This window comes from Albimonas donghaensis (assembly GCF_900106695.1).
Classification (GTDB): domain Bacteria; phylum Pseudomonadota; class Alphaproteobacteria; order Rhodobacterales; family Rhodobacteraceae; genus Albimonas; species Albimonas donghaensis.
This window is the reverse complement of sequence record NZ_FNMZ01000011.1, coordinates 53,166-69,967: the sequence shown is the minus strand read 5'-3', so window position 1 is coordinate 69,967 and position 16,802 is coordinate 53,166. Positions and strand designations below refer to the sequence as shown.

The 16,802-nt window shown below is 71.7% G+C and carries 12 protein-coding genes; 5 read left to right on the top strand and 7 right to left on the bottom strand.

Annotated elements, in window-relative coordinates; all coding sequences use genetic code 11:
• Positions 1 to 65: 65 nt before the first annotated feature.
• The gene (locus BLV24_RS19430) at positions 66 to 1,241 is read right to left on the bottom strand and encodes a deoxyguanosinetriphosphate triphosphohydrolase (RefSeq protein WP_092684950.1); all 1,176 of its coding nucleotides are present in this window, start codon (positions 1,239 to 1,241) and stop codon (positions 66 to 68) included.
• A gap of 155 nt (positions 1,242 to 1,396) precedes the next feature.
• On the opposite strand from BLV24_RS19430, the gene erpA reads away from it, so the two are divergent.
• From erpA to BLV24_RS19410, 4 genes are all read left to right on the top strand, one after another.
• The gene (gene erpA / locus BLV24_RS19425) at positions 1,397 to 1,759 is read left to right on the top strand and encodes an iron-sulfur cluster insertion protein ErpA (RefSeq protein WP_245710672.1); all 363 of its coding nucleotides are present in this window, start codon (positions 1,397 to 1,399) and stop codon (positions 1,757 to 1,759) included.
• 495 nt (positions 1,760 to 2,254) lie between these two features.
• Complete coding sequence (locus BLV24_RS19420) at positions 2,255 to 3,148, top strand: MBL fold metallo-hydrolase (RefSeq protein ID WP_425426113.1); 894 nt, start codon at positions 2,255 to 2,257, stop codon at positions 3,146 to 3,148.
• Positions 3,149 to 3,288: 140 nt separating this feature from the next.
• Entirely contained in the window at positions 3,289 to 5,016 is a 1,728-nt protein-coding gene (locus BLV24_RS19415; RefSeq protein ID WP_092684948.1) for a bifunctional protein tyrosine phosphatase family protein/NAD(P)/FAD-dependent oxidoreductase, read from the top strand.
• A 99-nt stretch (positions 5,017 to 5,115) separates the two neighbouring features.
• Entirely contained in the window at positions 5,116 to 6,894 is a 1,779-nt protein-coding gene (locus BLV24_RS19410) for a SulP family inorganic anion transporter (RefSeq protein WP_218133479.1), read from the top strand.
• Between the two features lie 215 nt (positions 6,895 to 7,109).
• Here the strand turns inward: BLV24_RS19410 and BLV24_RS19405 are convergent, their stop codons facing one another.
• Entirely contained in the window at positions 7,110 to 8,642 is a 1,533-nt protein-coding gene (locus tag BLV24_RS19405; RefSeq protein WP_092685085.1) for a gamma-glutamyltransferase family protein, read from the bottom strand.
• Positions 8,643 to 9,080: 438 nt separating this feature from the next.
• On the opposite strand from BLV24_RS19405, the gene BLV24_RS19400 reads away from it, so the two are divergent.
• Complete coding sequence (locus tag BLV24_RS19400) at positions 9,081 to 9,431, top strand: DUF2794 domain-containing protein (protein WP_092684946.1); 351 nt, start codon at positions 9,081 to 9,083, stop codon at positions 9,429 to 9,431.
• Between the two features lie 19 nt (positions 9,432 to 9,450).
• Here the strand turns inward: BLV24_RS19400 and BLV24_RS19395 are convergent, their stop codons facing one another.
• From BLV24_RS19395 to BLV24_RS19375, 5 genes are all read right to left on the bottom strand, one after another.
• The gene (locus BLV24_RS19395) at positions 9,451 to 9,975 is read right to left on the bottom strand and encodes a nuclear transport factor 2 family protein (protein WP_092684944.1); all 525 of its coding nucleotides are present in this window, start codon (positions 9,973 to 9,975) and stop codon (positions 9,451 to 9,453) included.
• 41 nt (positions 9,976 to 10,016) lie between these two features.
• Positions 10,017 to 12,275 (bottom strand): ribonuclease R, encoded by a 2,259-nt coding sequence (gene rnr, locus BLV24_RS19390; protein ID WP_092684942.1) that lies wholly within the window; start codon positions 12,273 to 12,275, stop codon positions 10,017 to 10,019.
• A 12-nt stretch (positions 12,276 to 12,287) separates the two neighbouring features.
• Positions 12,288 to 13,163 (bottom strand): CE1 family esterase, encoded by an 876-nt coding sequence (locus BLV24_RS19385; RefSeq protein WP_143040373.1) that lies wholly within the window; start codon positions 13,161 to 13,163, stop codon positions 12,288 to 12,290.
• A gap of 110 nt (positions 13,164 to 13,273) precedes the next feature.
• The gene (topA, locus tag BLV24_RS19380) at positions 13,274 to 16,069 is read right to left on the bottom strand and encodes a type I DNA topoisomerase (protein WP_092684938.1); all 2,796 of its coding nucleotides are present in this window, start codon (positions 16,067 to 16,069) and stop codon (positions 13,274 to 13,276) included.
• A gap of 129 nt (positions 16,070 to 16,198) precedes the next feature.
• Entirely contained in the window at positions 16,199 to 16,711 is a 513-nt protein-coding gene (locus BLV24_RS19375) for a hypothetical protein (protein ID WP_092684936.1), read from the bottom strand.
• Positions 16,712 to 16,802 lie beyond the last annotated feature (91 nt).

Below are 16,802 nucleotides of genomic sequence, written 5' to 3'. Positions count from 1 at the left end.
TCGCCCGCGCGGCGCACGCTTCTCACCCCCCCGAGGCCGCCCCCCGCAGGGGCGCGGCGCCGACCTCAGACCCGGCTCATCGGGTCGGTCAGTTCGCGGTGCTCCTGCAGGGCGAAACGGTCGGTCATGCCGGCGATATAGTCGGCCACCACCCGCGCCCGCCCGGTCTCGGACACCGCATGACGGGCGCTCTCGCGCCACTCGTCGGGCAGAACGCCGGGCGTTTCCATGTAGATGGCGAACAGCTCCGCCACCACGCCGGCGGCCTTGCGGCGCATCCGGGCGACCTTCCAGTGGCGGTACATCCGTTCGAACAGGAACCCGCGCACAAGCCGAAGGTCCGCGATCATCCCGTCCGAGAACCCCACCACAGGGCTTCCGGCCGCCCGGACTCCGGCCGCATCCGCCGCCCCCAGCGCCCCGAGCCGCAGCCGCGATGTGTCCAGCACGTCCTCCACCAACGCCCCGAACACCCGCCGCAGGGCCTCATGCTGCCGCCGCCCCGCGTCCAGCGCCGGCCATTTGCGGTCCACTTCGCGGAAGCAGTCCCCGACGATGGGCAGGTCCAACAGCTCCTCGATCTCGAACAGCCCCGCCCGCAACCCGTCGTCGAGGTCATGGGTGTTGTAGGCGATGTCGTCCGAAACCGCCGCCGCCTGCGCCTCGGCGCTCGCATGGGTGTGCAGCTCAAGGTCATGGCGGGCCACGTATTCCGCCAGCGCGTAATGGAGGTCCGCCGCCTCCGCATCGGGGCCGGAGGTCAGCGGGCCGTTATGCTTGGCGATGCCTTCCAGCGTCTCCCAGGTCAGGTTCAGGCCGTCCCACTCGGCGTAGCGGGTCTCGATCTCGGTGACGATGCGCAGGGCCTGGGCGTTGTGGTCAAAGCCGCCATAGGGGGTCATGCAGGCGTGCAGCGCGTCCTCCCCCGTATGCCCGAAGGGCGTGTGGCCGAGGTCATGGGCCAGCGCCACCGCCTCGGCCAGCTCCTCGGTCAGGCCGAGATCGCGGGCCAGCGTGCGGGCCACCTGGGCGACCTCGATCGAATGGGTCAGGCGGGTGCGGTAATAGTCGCCCTCATGCTCCACGAAGACCTGGGTCTTGTGCTTGAGCCGCCGGAAGGCCGAGGAATGGATGATCCGGTCGCGATCACGCTGGAACGGCGTGCGATGGGCGCTTTCGGGCTCCGCATGGAGGCGCCCGCGCGAGGCCGCGGGGTCGCAGGCATAGGGCGCGAGGGGCATCGGAGGTCTCCTCCAGGGGGCGTGTGAGGCGCATCGGCGCGCGTCGGGAACGGGGCGCGGGAGGGCGCGGCGCCGGACCGGCTTGCGCGTCCCGTCCGCGCGCTTACATTAGAGGGGCCTCATACGCCATTCCGAACCACGGGAAAACCGCCGCCATGTCCGGTTTCGAAATGCCGAACCTCGACCTCGCCGCCCTGCCGCCGCGGGTCACCGACCGCGCCTTCGCGCGCCTCGCCGAGATCTCCGGGGACGCCGGCGCCCCGTCGATGCTGCGCGTCGCGGTGGAAGGCGGCGGGTGCTCGGGCTTCCAGTACGATATCCGGCTGGAGGAGGCGCAGGCCGACGACGACCTGGTGCTGGAGAAGGACGGGCAGAAGGTGCTGGTGGACCCGGTCTCCCTGCCCTTCCTGTCGGGCGCGGTGATCGACTTCACCGAGGAGCTGATCGGGGCGAAATTCGCCATCGAGAACCCCAACGCCGCGTCCTCCTGCGGCTGCGGCACCTCCTTCTCGCTCTGATCCGGCTTCCCGCTCTGATCCGTCCCGCGCCGTCGGCCTGAGACCGCCCGGTTCCGCCGTTCCGGCGGAGCCGCGCGGCGGCCGTTGCGCGGCTGGCCACGGGGCGCCCGCGCGGCGCCGCGATGGCCCGCGGGTTGCCACGGGGCCCGGCCGCGACCGGGGACGCTGTCCTTTCCGCCACCTCTCCCCGCGCCGCCCGCGCCATCGGCGGCGCCGAGAGGGCCGCGCCCTTGCGCGGTCCCGAGAGAAGGATCTTGCCCGCCCATGGCGGGCGCCGCCGGGTCGCCCTCCGCCGCCGCCCAACCCCCCGCTCCGTCCCGCCGCTCCGCCTGCGCGGCATCCCCCGCTTGACCGCGACGAATGCGCCCCCGCATATTCCACGCACGGATTCTGCGGAATTACCTATTCCATTTTTGGAATACATCGCTATCTATTCGGGGAGCGGATCGGACCCCGCCGATCCACCCGACCCCATGTTGCAGGAGGGAGCGCCCCATGACCGCCGAAGCCCCCCAGGCCACCGCCCTGGTCCCCGAAATCACCGCCTTCTTCGACGAGCCGACCAACACCGTCACCTATGTGGTGCGCGACCCGTCCTCGACCGCCTGCGCCATCGTCGACTCGGTGCTCGACTTCGACGCGCCCTCGGGGCGCACCGACACCTCCTCCGCCGACGAGGTCATCGCCTGGGTGCGCGCGCAGGGCTACACGGTCGAATGGCTGCTGGAGACGCATGTCCACGCCGACCACCTCTCGGCCGCGCCCTATCTCCAGCGCGAGCTCGGCGGCGCCATCGGCATCGGCGAGAACATCCGCGTCGTCCAGGACACCTTCGGCAAGATCTTCAACGCCGGCACCGAGTTCGAGCGCGACGGCTCCCAGTTCGACCGGCTGTTCAAGGAGCAGGACCGCTTCGCCATCGGCGCCCTGCAGGGCTTCGTGCTGCACACGCCCGGCCATACGCCCGCCTGCCTGACCTACGTGATCGGCGACGCGGCCTTCGTGGGCGACACCCTGTTCCAGCCGGATTTCGGCACCGCGCGCTGCGACTTCCCCGGCGGCTCGGCCCATGACCTGTGGCTGTCGATCCAGAAGATCCTGTCCCTGCCCGACGAGACCCGGATCTACACCTGCCACGACTACAAGGCCCCCGGCCGCGACGAATACAAATGGGAAAGCACGGTCGGCGAACAGCGGGCGAAGAACGTGCATATCGGCGGCGACAACACCGAGGCCGACTTCATCCGCATGCGCACCGAGCGGGACGCCCAGCTGGGCATGCCCAAGCTGATCATCCCCTCGATCCAGGTGAACATGCGCGCCGGCCAGATGCCTCCCGCCGAGGATAACGGCACGGTCTACCTCAAGACCCCGCTCAACCGCTTCTGAGCGCCCGAGGCCGGGGGCGCGCGGCGAGCGCGGGGGCGGGAGCGGGCGGGGCGCGGGCCTTCGGCGCCCCGTCCCGCCCCCCGCCTTCCTCGCCATCTCCGCACGTCCCAGCCCATGACACCACCGGGAGACGACGCCTCATGGATCGCAAACCGATTTCGCCCGAGCTTTCCGTCTCGCCCCAGATTTCGGAGGCCGATGTCGGGCTCGCCGCCGCCTCGGGCATCCGCGCGATCCTGTGCAACCGGCCGGATGGCGAGGGCGACCAGCCCGCCTCCGAGCGGATCCGGGCGGCGGCCGAGGCCCATGGGCTCGCCTTCGCCTATATCCCCACCGCCTCCGGCGCGGTGTCGGACGAGGCTGCGCGCGGCTTCGCCGAGGCGCTCGACACCCTGCCCGGCCCGATCCTCGCCTATTGCCGGTCGGGCACGCGCTCGGCCTCGCTCTGGGCGCTGGCCAAGGCGCCGACGCTCTCGGCTGACGCGATCCTGGCGGCGACCTCCGCCGCGGGCTACGACCTGTCAGGCCTGCGCGACCGGCTGGAGAACCGCGCCGCGCTGACCGAGGCCGGAGGCTCTCCCCGCCGGCGCGCGCCCCAGCCCTCGGCCCGGCATGACGTGGTGATCGTGGGCGGCGGCGCGGGCGGACTGGCGGCGGCGGCGAGCCTGCTGAAGCGGCGCCCCGACCTCGACGTCGCGGTGATCGAGCCGCGCGCCGCGCATTTCTACCAGCCCGGCTGGACCCTGGTCGGCGGCGGCGTCTTCGACCGGCGCGACACGCTGCGCCCGATGGCCTCGGTCATGCCCCGCGGGGCGCGCTGGATCCGGGCGGCGGCGGCGGAATTCGCGCCCGAAACCTCGGAGGTGATCCTCGAAGACGGCGCCCGCATCGGCTACCGCGCCCTCGTCGTCTCCCCCGGTCTGAAGCTGAACTGGGACGGGGTGGAGGGGCTGAAGGACGCGCTGGGCCGCAATGGCGTGACCTCGAACTATCAATTCGACATGGCGCCCTACACCTGGGAGCTGATCCAGACCCTGCGCGGCGGGCGGGCGCTGTTCACCCAGCCCGCGATGCCGATCAAATGCGCCGGCGCGCCGCAGAAGGCGATGTATCTGGCGGGCTCGGCCTGGAAACGGATGGGACGGCTGCGCGACATCGACATCGCGTTCCACAATGCCGGCGGCGCGCTGTTCGGCGTGCCCGACTACGTGCCCGCGCTGATGGACTACGTGACCGAATACGGCGTCTCCCTGCGCTTCGAGGAGACGCTGGTCGCGGTGGACGGGGACGCGAAGACCGCGACCTTCCTGCGCCGCAGGGACGGGGTCGAGGAGCGGGTGACCGAGCCCTTCGACATGCTCCACGCCGTGCCGCCGCAAGGGCCGCTCGACTTCATCGCCCGGTCCCCCCTCGCCGGGCCGGGCGGGTGGGTGGAGCTCGACCCCGCCACGCTGCGCCACGCCCGCTACGGCGACGTCTTCGGGCTGGGCGACGGCGGCTCCACGCCCAACGCCAAGACCGCGGCGGCGGTGCGCAAGCAGGCCCCGGTGGTGGCGGAGAACGTGCTCGCCCTGCTCGATGGTTCCGGGCCGCGTGCGGTCTATGACGGCTACGGCTCCTGCCCGCTGACGGTGGAGCGGGGACGGATCGTGCTGGCCGAATTCGGCTATGGCGGCAAGCTCATGCCCTCCTTCCCCGACTGGCTGATCGACGGCAGGACCCCGTCGCGCGCCGCCTGGTTCCTGAAGGAGAAGCTGCTGCCCCCGGTCTACTGGCACGCCATGCTGAAGGGGCGCGAATGGCTGGCCGCCCCGCGCCCCCTGCCGGTCGAGCCCGCCTCCCATGACGCCCCGGCCGGACCCGGCTGAGCCGCTCCCGCCCTTCCCCGTCCGCCCGCACCTGTCCGCCCTTCCCCGTCCGTCCCCCCTTCGGCCCCTTCTCTTCGACCCCCAAGCGAAAGCCCTGCGATGCCCTCCCCGATGCTGAAACGCTATCTTCCCGTGCTCGACTGGGGCGCGACCTATGACCGGGGGGCCGCGACCGACGACCTGATGGCCGCGGTGATCGTGACCATCATGCTGATCCCGCAATCGCTGGCCTATGCGTTGCTGGCGGGACTGCCGCCGGAAGTGGGGCTCTACGCCTCCATCGCGCCGCTGCTGCTTTACGGGATCTTCGGCACCTCGCGCGCGCTGGCGGTGGGACCGGTGGCGGTGGTGTCGCTGATGACGGCGACGGCGGTGGGTCAGGTCGCGGCGCAGGGGACGCCGGAATATTACGGGGCGGCGATGGCGCTGGCGCTGCTGTCGGGGCTGATGCTGGTGGCGATGGGGGTGCTGCGGCTGGGGTTCCTGGCGAATTTCCTGTCGCATCCGGTGATCTCGGGCTTCATCACCGCGTCGGGCATCCTGATCGCGACCAGTCAGCTGAAGCATATCCTGGGCGTGACGGCCTCCGGCGGGACCCTGCCCGAGATGCTGGGCGGACTGGCGGCGGCGGCCGGGGACGCGAACCTCCCCACGCTGATCATCGGGGTGAGCGCGGCGGGCTTCCTGTTCTGGGCGCGCCGCTCGCTGAAGGCGCTGCTGGTCGCGCGGGGCGCGGGGCCGCGGCTGGCGGATGCGCTGGCCAAGGCCGGTCCGGTGGCCGCGGTCGCCGCGACCACGCTCGCCACCTGGGGATTCGGTTTGCAGGAGGCCGGCGTCGCCATCGTCGGAGAGGTGCCCGGCGGCCTGCCCCCGATCGGCCTGCCGCCGATGGACCTGGAGCTTTGGGCGAGCCTCGCGGGCTCGGCTCTGCTGATCTCGGTCATCGGCTTCGTCGAGTCCGTCTCCGTCGCCCAGACGCTGGCCGCCAAGCGCCGCCAGCGGATCGCGCCGGATCAGGAGCTGATCGGACTGGGGACGGCCAATCTGGGCTCGGCCTTTTCGGGGGGGTATCCGGTGACGGGCGGCTTCGCGCGCTCGGTGGTGAATTTCGACGCGGGCGCGCGGACGCCGGCGGCCGGGGTGATGACCGCGGTGGGGATCGCGGCCGCCACGCTGTTCCTGACCCCGGCGCTGCATTTCCTGCCCAAGGCGACGCTGGCCGCCACCATCGTGGTGGCGGTGCTGAGCCTGGTGGATCTGGGCGCGCTGAAGCGGACCTGGAGCTACTCGCGCTCGGACGGCGCGGCGATGGCGGCGACGATCCTGCTGACCCTGCTGGTGGGGGTCGAGGTGGGGGTGGTCGCCGGCGTCGCGGTGTCGATCGCGCTGCACCTGCGGCGGACGTCGTCGCCCCATTGCGCGGTGGTGGGCCAGGTGCCGGGCACCGAACATTTCCGCAATGTCGACCGGCACAACGTGGTGACGACGCCGGACCTTGCGACGCTGAGGGTGGATGAGAGCCTGTGGTTCCCCAATGCGCGGTTCCTGGAGGACCGGGTGCTGAACCTTGTGGCCGCGACCCCGGCGCTGAAGGACCTGGTGCTGATGTGCCCGGCGGTGAACGGGATCGACGCCTCGGCGCTGGAAAGCCTGGAGGAGATCAATCGCCGCCTGAAGGATGCCGGCGTGACGCTGCACCTGACCGAAGTGAAGGGACCGGTGATGGACCGCCTGAAGCGCTCGCATTTCCTCGACGAGCTGACGGGGCGGGTGTTCCTGACCCAGTTCGACGCCCTTCAGGCGCTGCGCCCCGAGCTGGCCGAGCGCACGCTGCGCGCGCCGCGGGTCGAGACCTTGAAGGGCGCCGCGGCCGGCTGAGGCGGGAAGTCGAAGGCGCCCCCTGCGGGGGCATTACGATTTCTCCGGCCGCGAGGCGGCCTTCGGGTCGGCGCCCGCGCGCGCCCCGAAACATGCGCCCCGCCACCGGCGCGAGGCTCGCCCCGCCGCGCGGGCGGATGCGTTCCGCCGGCGGGACGGTCGACGCGCGGCCCCGGCGCCCGTGCGCGCCGCGGCCGCAGGTTCGGCGCCCGGGCTCAGCAGCCCAGCGCGCCGCCGTCCTTGCGGTGATCCGAGGCGCCGATCAGCACGCCGGCCTCGCGATCCACCGTGATCATCTGCGCCCCCCCGATCGGGGTCGCCGGGGTCACCAGCTTCTGCCCGCGGGCCGTCAGGCCCTCGCGCGCCTCGGCGCCGTATCCGCGCTCCACCTGCATCTCCGCGCCCACGCCGAAGGCGCGCGGCGCGTCCAGCGCGGCCTGGCTCTCCATCCCGTAATCCACCAGGTTGGACAGCACCCGCACATGGCCGTTGGGCTGGTAGGCCCCGCCCATCACCCCGAAGCTGCGCGTCACCTGCCCGCCTTCGCGCACCATCGCCGGAATGATGGTGTGCATCGGACGCTTGCCGCCCGCGGCCTCGTTCACATGGCCGTCGGTCAGCACGAAGCCGGCGCCGCGGTTCTGGAACAGCACGCCGAACCTGTCCGACGCCATCCCCGAGCCGAAGCCGTGGAAGATCGAGTAGATCAGCGACACCTTGGTCAGGTCCCGGTCCACGACGGTCAGGTAGATCGTCTCCTTGTGCACCGCCTCCGACGCCTCGGCCGGCGAGGCCATGGCCTTCTCCGGATCGATCAGCGCCGCCAGCTTCGCCGCGGTGTCGTCGGCGAGCATGTGGGACATGCGCAGGGCCGCCCGCTCGGGGTCGGCGACGAAGCGGTCGCGGGCGTCATAGGCGAGCTTGGCGGCCTCGGCCTCGATATGCGCGCGGACGGCGCCGAAGGGCGGCAGGGACGCGATGTCGAAATGCTCGAGGATCTTGGCGAGCAGCAGCGCGGTCACGCCCTGGCCGTTGGGCGGCAGCTCCACCAGATCCACGCCGCGATAGCTCCCGCTCACCGGCTCCACGTAATCGCAGGCGGTGGCGGCGAAATCGGCCAGCGTATGGGTCCCGCCCAGCGCGTTGAGCGAGGCCACCATGTCCTCGGCCACCTCGCCCTCGTAGAAGCCGGCGCGGCCCTGGGCGGCGACGCGGCGCAGCACCTCGGCCTGACCGGGAGCGCGGAAGATCTGCCCGGCGCGCAGCGGCGCCCCGCCGATCATGTAGTGATCCCGCGCCCGCCCGCGAAGCACCTCGCCCGACTGCTCCCAGTCATGGGCGACGCGCGGATGCACCACGATCCCCTCGTCCGCATAGCGGATCGCCGGGGCCAGCACCCGGTCCAGCCCCAGCCGCCCGTGATCCGCCGACAGCCGGCAGAAGGCGTCGATGGCCCCAGGCACGGTCACCGCGTGGGGCGAATATTCCGGCATCCGGTCCAGGCCCTCTTCGCGCAGCGCCGCCGAAGACAGCCCCGCCGGCGCGCGGCCCGAACCGTTGAGACCGATGATCTCCGCCTCGCCCTCCTTGTGGATCAGCGCGAACATGTCGCCGCCGATGCCGGTCATCGCCGGCTCGCCGATGCCGCAGACCAGGGCCGCGGCGATGGCGGCGTCGACGGCGTTGCCGCCGGCCTCGAGGATCTCCACCGCGGTCTTGGAGGCGATGGGATGCGAGGTCGCCGCCATCCCGTTGGCCGCGTAGACGGCGGAGCGGCCCGGCAGGTGGAAGTCGCGGGCGCGGGGGAAGTCGGCGTCGGGAAGGGGCGTCGGGGCGGTCACGCTGGCGGTTCTCCGTTAGAGGGTCGTCGGGACTTTGCGTCGCCGTCGGCGCGCGGGCAATGGCGCGCGCGCGATGCGGCGGGCGAAATCCCGTCGAATGTCGACGAAATTCCGGCGCAGCCTAGGCGGATATCCGCGTTGCGCAATGGCGATCCCGCAGAATGGAAAGTCTTCGGGCACGGCGCGCGCCACAGGCGCCGGTCGCCGGCATGCGATCCCGGCGACCGGCCGCGCGGGCGCCGCGGCGCGGCCTGGCGCGCGGGTCGTCGCGCGGCCTGCCTTTCCCACCGGTTTTCGGCGCGCGATGCGCTTGATCTCGGCGCGGGGCCGCGTCATGCTCCCGTCATGCTTCGCGTGGTTCCCCCCGCCGGCGGCCCGGCGCCGCAAGCCCCCGAACGCGTCGCCTTCCAGAGGCGAGAGCTTTCGGCGATCCTCGGCGTATATGGTCGGTTCGTCGCCGCGGGAGAGTGGCGGGATTACGGGATCGACATGCTGCGCGACGTCGCGGTGTTCTCGATCTTCCGCCGCTCGGCCGAGCATCCGATCTATCGGGTCGAGAAACGCCCAAAGCTCGCCGCCAAGCAGGGGCAGTACTCGGTGATCGGCATGGACGGGCGCATTCTCAAGCGCGGCCATGACCTCGCCCAGGTGCTGCGGGTCTTCGACGCCAAGCTGATCCGCGCCGTCGACGACTGAGCGCAGGGGCGCTGAACGCTCAGTCGCCCTCCCGCGCCAACGGAACCGTCGCCGCGCCCGGATGCAGGTCCGACGCCTCCCGCCCCGTGACGGAATAGCCGCGCGGCCCGTAGGGGAATCCCTCCAGTTCCGTGGTCTCGGGGCGTTGCTGATACCAGGAGCGGATCTCGAAGATCAGCCCGTCGCGGAAGACGAACCACTCCGCCCCGCGGGTGATGGCGCGGGGCGCGCCGGGCGAGGGGGTCCAGTGCATGGACCACTCGATCACCACCTCGTCGCCCTGCCCCACGGTCCGCTCGACCACCCAGCGCGCGTCCAGCATCCGCGCCACCTTGCGCCAATAGGCCGACAGATGGGCCCGCCCCCGCACCGGGGCCGAGCCGACATTGGGCGCGAGAAAGTAATGCACGACGTCCTCGTGCAGGGTCGCGTGCAGCAACCCCAGATCCCCCGAGGTGCAGCCGTCATAGTAGCGGCGGATGAGGTCGACCCGCCCGTCGGCGTCCCCGGCGGCGTCCCCGTTGGCGTGCCCGTTGGCGTTCATGCGATGCGGCTCCCGTGACCAGACGGGCGCAGCATCGCGCCTCAGTGCCGGCGCGGCTTGCGTTTGGCCTTGGCCCGCGCGATTCCCGCGCCGCCGATCTTCTTGCGCGGCGCCTTGTTGCGGCCGCGGGGGCGCGGGCCGCTCTCGCCCTCGACCTCCAGCAGCTCCAGCAGCAGGCCGCCGGTCACCGGCGCCGCCTCCTGCAACTTGACCAGCACCCGCTGCCCCAGCCCGATCACCCGGCCCGAATCCTCGCCGGTCAGGGTCTGCGCATCGGCGTCATGCCGGAACCATTCCCGCCCCAGCGAGGCTATGGGGATCAGCCCGTCGGCGCCGGTCTCGTCCAGTTTCACGAACAGCCCGAAACGGGCGACGCCGGCGATTCGGCCCTCGAATTCATTGCCCACCCGCTCGGCCAGATAGGCGGCGAGGTAGCGGTCGTTGGTGTCCCGCTCCGCGGTCATCGAGCGGCGCTCGGTGAAGGAGATATGCTCGGCGATGTCCTTCAGCCCCTCCATCTCCTCCCCGGTCTGGCCGTCATTCCCCCAGCCATGCGCGGCGATCAGCGCGCGATGCACCACCAGGTCGGCGTAGCGGCGGATCGGCGAGGTGAAATGCGCGTAGGCCCGCAGGTTCAGCCCGAAATGGCCCAGATTGTCCGGCCCGTAATAGGCCTGCGTCTGGGCGCGCAGCACCGACAGGTTCACCAGTTCCGCGAAATCCGAGCCCGCCGCCTGCCGCAGCAGCCGGTTGAACAGGGCCGGGCGCGGGATCTGGCCGCGGGAGAGCGTCAGCCCGCAGCCCTCGGCGACCTCGCGCAGGGCGTCGAGCTTGGCCTCGCCCGGAACCTCGTGCACGCGGTAGAGCAGCGGGCGGCGCCTGGCCTCCAGCGTCTCGGCGGCGCAGACATTGGCGAGGATCATGAACTCCTCGATCAGCTTGTGCGCTTCCAGCCGCTCGCGGAACCCGACCGAGGCCACGGCCCCCGCCTCGTCCAGCCTGATCCGCCGCTCGGGCAGGTCCAGCTCCAGCGGCTGGCGGCGCTCGCGGGCGATCGAGGCGCAGTCATAGGCGGCGAATAGCGCGGCGAGCACTTCCAGATGCGGTTCCGTCGCCGGGTCCGGGCGCCCGTCGGCGGCGGCCTGGGCCTGCTCGTAGGTCAGCGAGGCCGGGGATCGCATGATCCCGCGGTGGAAATCATGGGTCTTCAGCTCGCCGGTCTCGTCCAGCACCATGCGCAGGGCGATGCAGGGTCGGTCCTCGCCCTCCACCAGGCTGCACAGGTCCGCCGACAGCGCCTCGGGCAGCATCGGCACCACGCGGTCGGGGAAATAGGTGGAGTTGCCGCGCTTGATCGCCTCCCGGTCGAGCGCGCCGCCGGGGCGGACGTAATGGGCGACGTCGGCGATGGCGACCCAGACGATATGGCCGCCCTTGTTGGCCTTGTCCGGGTCCGGCATGGCGGCGACCGCGTCGTCATGGTCGCGCGCGTCGGCGGGGTCGATGGTGACCAGCGGCAGATGGCGCAGATCCTCGCGGCCCTTGAGGCCCTCGACGGGCTCGGCGGCCTCCGCGGCGGCCTCGACCTCCTCGGGGAAGGCGTCGGGGATGCCCTGCTCGTGGATCGCGATCAGGGAGAAGGTGCGCGCGGCGCCCGGCGCGCCCAGCCGTTCGGTGATGCGGGCCTTGGGCAGGCCGATGGCGCGGCGGCGCTGGGGGCCGTCGGAGATCTGCTCGGCCTCCACCAGCTCGCCGTTCTCGGCCTCGCCGGCATCGCGGGGCAGGATCACCCATTCGCGCTGGTCGCCCTTGGCCACCGGGACCAGCCGCCCGGCCCCGTCATGGGCCCGGCGGAAGATGCCCAGCATCCGGCGGGGGCCGGCGCCGATGCGCTTGATGACCTTGCCGAGATACTGGTGATCCTCGCCGGTCACCGGGTTGACGCGGGTCAGCAGCCGGTCGCCCTCGCCGGGCGCGGGGCCCTTGCCGGGCAGGATCAGGATGCGGGGCGCGGGCTCGTCCCGGTCCCAGTCCTGGGGCGTGGCGAACAGGTCCCCGTTGGCGTCCGGCGCGCCGGCGATCAGCACCGAGACCGGAGGCAGCTGGCCGGGGGCCGCGAAGGACTTCTTCGCGCGCCGCTCGATCACGCCCTCGTCGGCGAGTTCGTTGAGCATGCGCTTCAGCTCGATCCGCTGGGCGCCCTTCAGGCCGAAGGCGCGCGCAAGCTCGCGCTTGCCCGCCTGGTCGGGGTTCTCACGGATGAAGGCGGCGAGGCGTTCTTTGTCGGGGAGCTGGCTCATGTCCGCGCGGTATCACGGACGCGGCCTGCCCGCCAGCCACAGGAACATCTCGGCGATCATGGCGCTGGCGTCCGGGGCGGGGGCGGCGGGGCCGAGCCCGTCTCCGTTGCGCCCCTGATCGGCGGCGCCGGGCCAGCGATGGCCGGCCTCGGGCAGGCCGTAATGCACCAGCGGCGCGTCGCAGCCCTGCCATTCCCGGCGCACCGCCGGCGGGGTCGCGCCCGGGTCCGGCTGGCCGGTGCGGCGGGGGACGGTGCGCGGCGCCCCGCAGCGGTTCAGCGCGGCGGCCGAGGACAGGGTCCGCGGGACCGAGGCGGTGGTCCCCAGCCCGGCCCGCCAGCGCGGCGGACGCTGGCCGCCGGCCCAGGGATGCGCGGGGTCGAGGCCGCCGTTGAAGATCACCAGCGGGGTGGGCCGCCCGGCCCCGCAGGTCAGGCTCGGCGGCCAGCCGGCCATGACCACGGCCGCCCCCGCCGCCAGCCCCGGCGCCTCGCACAGGGCGCGGAACAGGAACGTGCCGCCCTCTCCGAAGCCCGCCAGGAAGATGCGGGCCGGGTCTGCGGCGCCCTCCGCCGCCAGCAGGGCCACCAGGTCGCGCAGGAAGGTCACGTCGTCGGCGATCAGCGCCTCGCGTCCGTCGACCAGCCGGCGCCCGGCGTTCCATTCGCGCTTGAAGCCCTGCGGGTGGACCAGCGTCCAGCCGGCCTGGCGCAGCGCGCCGATGCGGTCGAAACCGTCCAGCGCGCGCATCCGTCCGGGGGTCGAGAGGCGGTCATGAAAGACGACGAGCGCCGGCGGCGGCGGCGCGTCGGCGGCGCGGGGGACCGGCGAAAGCGCCACCATCGCCCGTCGCTGGATGCCGCCGCTCTCCAGGCTGATGCGCTGCACCTCATCCGGAGAGGCGGCGGAGACGGGACCGGAAAGCGCAAGACACGCGACGGCGGCGGCGGCGGTCAGCGCCGCTGCGCCCGCAACCGCCCTGCCCCCGCCGCGCCGGATCAAAACGCGACGTCGTCGTCGTCGACCGCGGAGTCCGTCTTGGGCGCGGCCTTTTTCGGCGCCGCCTTCCTGGCCGGGGCCTTCTTCGCCGCCGGCTTCTTGGCGGCGGTCTTGGCGGCCGGTTTCTTCGCGGCGGGCTTCTTGGCCGGCGCCTTTTTGCCCTTGCCGGATTTCGCGGCCTTGGCGTTGACCAGCTCCAGCGCCTGCTCCAGCGTCACGTCCTCGGGCGCCACATCCTTGGGGAGGGTCGCGTTGACCTTCTCCCACTTCACGTAAGGCCCGTAACGTCCCGGCATCACGGAGAGTTCTCCGCCATCGGGATGCTCGCCCAGCTTCTTGAGCGGCTCGGCCGCGGCGCCGCGGCCACCCCGACCGGCGGCCTTCTGCGCGATCAGGTCGACGGCGCGGTTGATCCCGACTTCAAAGACTTCCTCGGCGGTCTTGAGGTTGGCGTAGATCGGCCGAGGGGCCTTCTTCTCCCCTTCCGGGGTCGGCGGCTGGTGCATCACGAACGGCCCGTAACGCCCTATGCCCGCTTCGATTTTCCCACCCTCGGGATGCTCGCCGATCAGGCGGGGCAGCGACAGCAGGTCCAGCGCCTTGCGCAGTTCCACATCGCTGGGCGACAGGCCCTTGGGCAGCGAGGCGCGCTTGGGCTTGGGGTTTTCCTCGGTCAGCTCGCCGAGCTGCACATAGGGGCCGAAACGCCCGGTGCGCAGCGTGACCGGCTGGCCTTCGTCGTTATGACCCAGCAGCTTGCCGTCCGGCCCGATGCCGCCCTCGCCCTCGCCCTCGCCGCCCATCGGGCGGGTGTAGCGGCACTCGGGATAGGCCGAGCAGCCGATGAAGGCGCCGCCCGAACGCGCGGTGCGCAGGGACAGGCGACCCTGGCCGCAATTCGGGCACAGCCGCGGGTCCGAACCGTCGCCCTTGTCGGGGAACAGATGCGGCGCGAGCACATCGTTGATCGTCTCCAGCACCTCGGTGATGCGGAGCTCGGCGGTATCCTCGATCGCGGCGTGGAAGTCGCCCCAGAAGTCCGCAAGCAGCGCCTTCCAGTCCATGCCGCCATCGGAGACGACGTCGAGATTCTCCTCCAGCTTCGCGGTGAAGTCGTAGGAGACGTATTTCTGGAAATACCTTTCCAGGAAGATGGTTACGAGCCGTCCCTTATCCTCGGGGAAAAGACGGTTCTTGTCCTTGCGGACATATTCCCGGTCCTGGATCGTGGTGATGATCGACGCGTAGGTGGAGGGACGGCCGATGCCCAGCTCCTCCATCCGCTTGACCAGCGTGGCCTCGGTGTAGCGGGCGGAGGGCTGGGTGAAATGCTGCTGCGTCAGCACCGCGCCCTCGCCCGACAGCATGGCGTTGTCGCCGCGGGTCAGCGGGCCCTCGACCTTGGGGGTCTGGCCCTCGGTCGCCTTGGCGAAGGCGCCGAAGAAGGCGCCCTCGGCCAGCGGCGTCGCCTCCCCCTGCGACAGCGCCGGCAGGCGGCCTTCCTCATCGTCCGTCGGCTCGTCCCTGCCCTCTTCGTAGATGGCGATGAAGCCGTCGAAGACGATGACCTGGCCGGTGGCGCGCAGGCCCACCTCATTGTCGGCGGAGCGGATCTCGACCGTGGTCCGCTCCAGCTTCGCGGCCTCCATCTGGGAGGCGAGCGTGCGCTTCCAGATCAGGTCGTAGAGCCGTTTCTCATCCGCGCCCATATCGCCCAGACCGCCCGCGTCGCGGGTCATGTCGGTGGGGCGGATGCATTCATGCGCTTCCTGAGCGTTCTTGGCCTTGTTCTTGTAGATGCGCGGTTTTTCGGGAACGTAGCGCGCGCCGAACCGGTCCGAGATCGCGGCGCGCGCGGCCTGCACCGCCTCCGGCGCCATGTCGATGCCGTCGGTCCGCATATAGGTGATGTGGCCGGCCTCGTAGAGCCGCTGGGCCGCGCGCATCGCCTGCTGCGCGCCCATGCCGAACTTGCGCGACGCCTCCTGCTGCAAGGTCGAGGTCATGAAGGGCGGAGACGGGTTGCGCGTCCCCGGCTTGGCCTCGACCGAGGCGACCTTGAGCGCGCCGCCGCGCGAGGCGACCGCGGTCGCGGCCATCTCGGCGCGGGTCGCGGTCTCCAGCGTCATGCGCTCGATCTTCTTGCCGGAAAGCTCGGTCAGCCGGGCCTCGAACTCGGCCCCGCGCGGGCTTTTCAGCATGGCGCGCACGGACCAGTATTCGCGGGCCTTGAAGGCCTCGATCTCCATCTCCCGCTCGACGATCAGGCGCAGGGCGACCGACTGCACCCGCCCCGCCGAGCGCGAGCCCGGCAGCTTGCGCCACAGCACCGGCGACAGGTTGAACCCCACCAGGTAGTCGAGCGCGCGGCGGGCCAGATAGGCTTCCACCAGCTCCATGTCGATTTCGCGCGGCGCGGCCATGGCGGCCTCGATCGCGGTCTTGGTGATGGCGTTGAAGGCGACGCGCTTGACCGGCGTGTCCTTCTTGATCGCCCGGCGCTTGCGCAGCGCCTCCTGCAGGTGCCACGAGATCGCCTCGCCCTCGCGGTCGGGGTCGGTCGCGAGGATCAGGGAGGGATCGTCGGCGAGCGCGTCGGCGATGGCGCGGACATGTTTCTGCGCCTTGGCGTCGATCTCCCAGATCATCTCGAAACCGTTCTCGGTATCGACGGATCCGTCCTTGGGCGGCAGGTCGCGGACATGCCCGTAGGAGGCGAGGACGGTGAAATCCTTGCCCAGATATTTGTTGATCGTCTTGGCCTTGGCCGGGGATTCGACGACGACGACGGCCATGCGGACGGTGCTCCTGCCCCTGGGATTCAATGGTCGGGGACCATGTGTGGGCGGGGCGGGGCTTGTCAATCGCAACGCAACAAGCGGTCGCGGCGCGAAACCGCGCGGGCCGTGGCGGAAGCGGGCGGCTCAGTAGCCGCGCAGCAGGATCCGGTCCTGGTTGAGCCAGGTGAGCAGCCCCACCGCGAGGAACACCGCCAGCATGCCGCCGATCTGGTTGGCGGTGCGCCGGCGCAGGAAGCCGGCGAGCAGGTCCTCGTAGGGGATCTCGTGCAGATGCGGGGCGATGCGTCGCGCCTCCGCCAGCTGGATCCCGAAGATCGCGGCGGCCGGGGCGAAGAGCAGGAACAGGCCGGTCGCGGCCTCGCTGTCGCCGAGCGTTCCGGCGACGGCGAGCGCGGCGAGCAGGAAGCCCGCGGCCGCCGCCCCCCAGACCCCCCAGCGCGCGGCGCCGTGGTCGACCAGCACGATCATGCGGCGCATCAGGCGGTCGGCGATCTCGGCGTCCTCGCCGCCATGCCTCTGGGCCCGGCGCAGCACGTCATAGGGCACGCCATGGGTGAAGTGGCTGGCCAGCGACCAGAACACGGCCGTGAGGATCCAGTACCAGATCGAGAAGAAGGCGGTGTCGTCGAAGCTCATTCGGCGGGCTGGTTCCCTGTTCGCGCGGCCGGCGCCCTGCGCCCTGGATCGCGCGGCGCCCGGCGGCGCCCGTCATTCGGCGTGGGGCGCG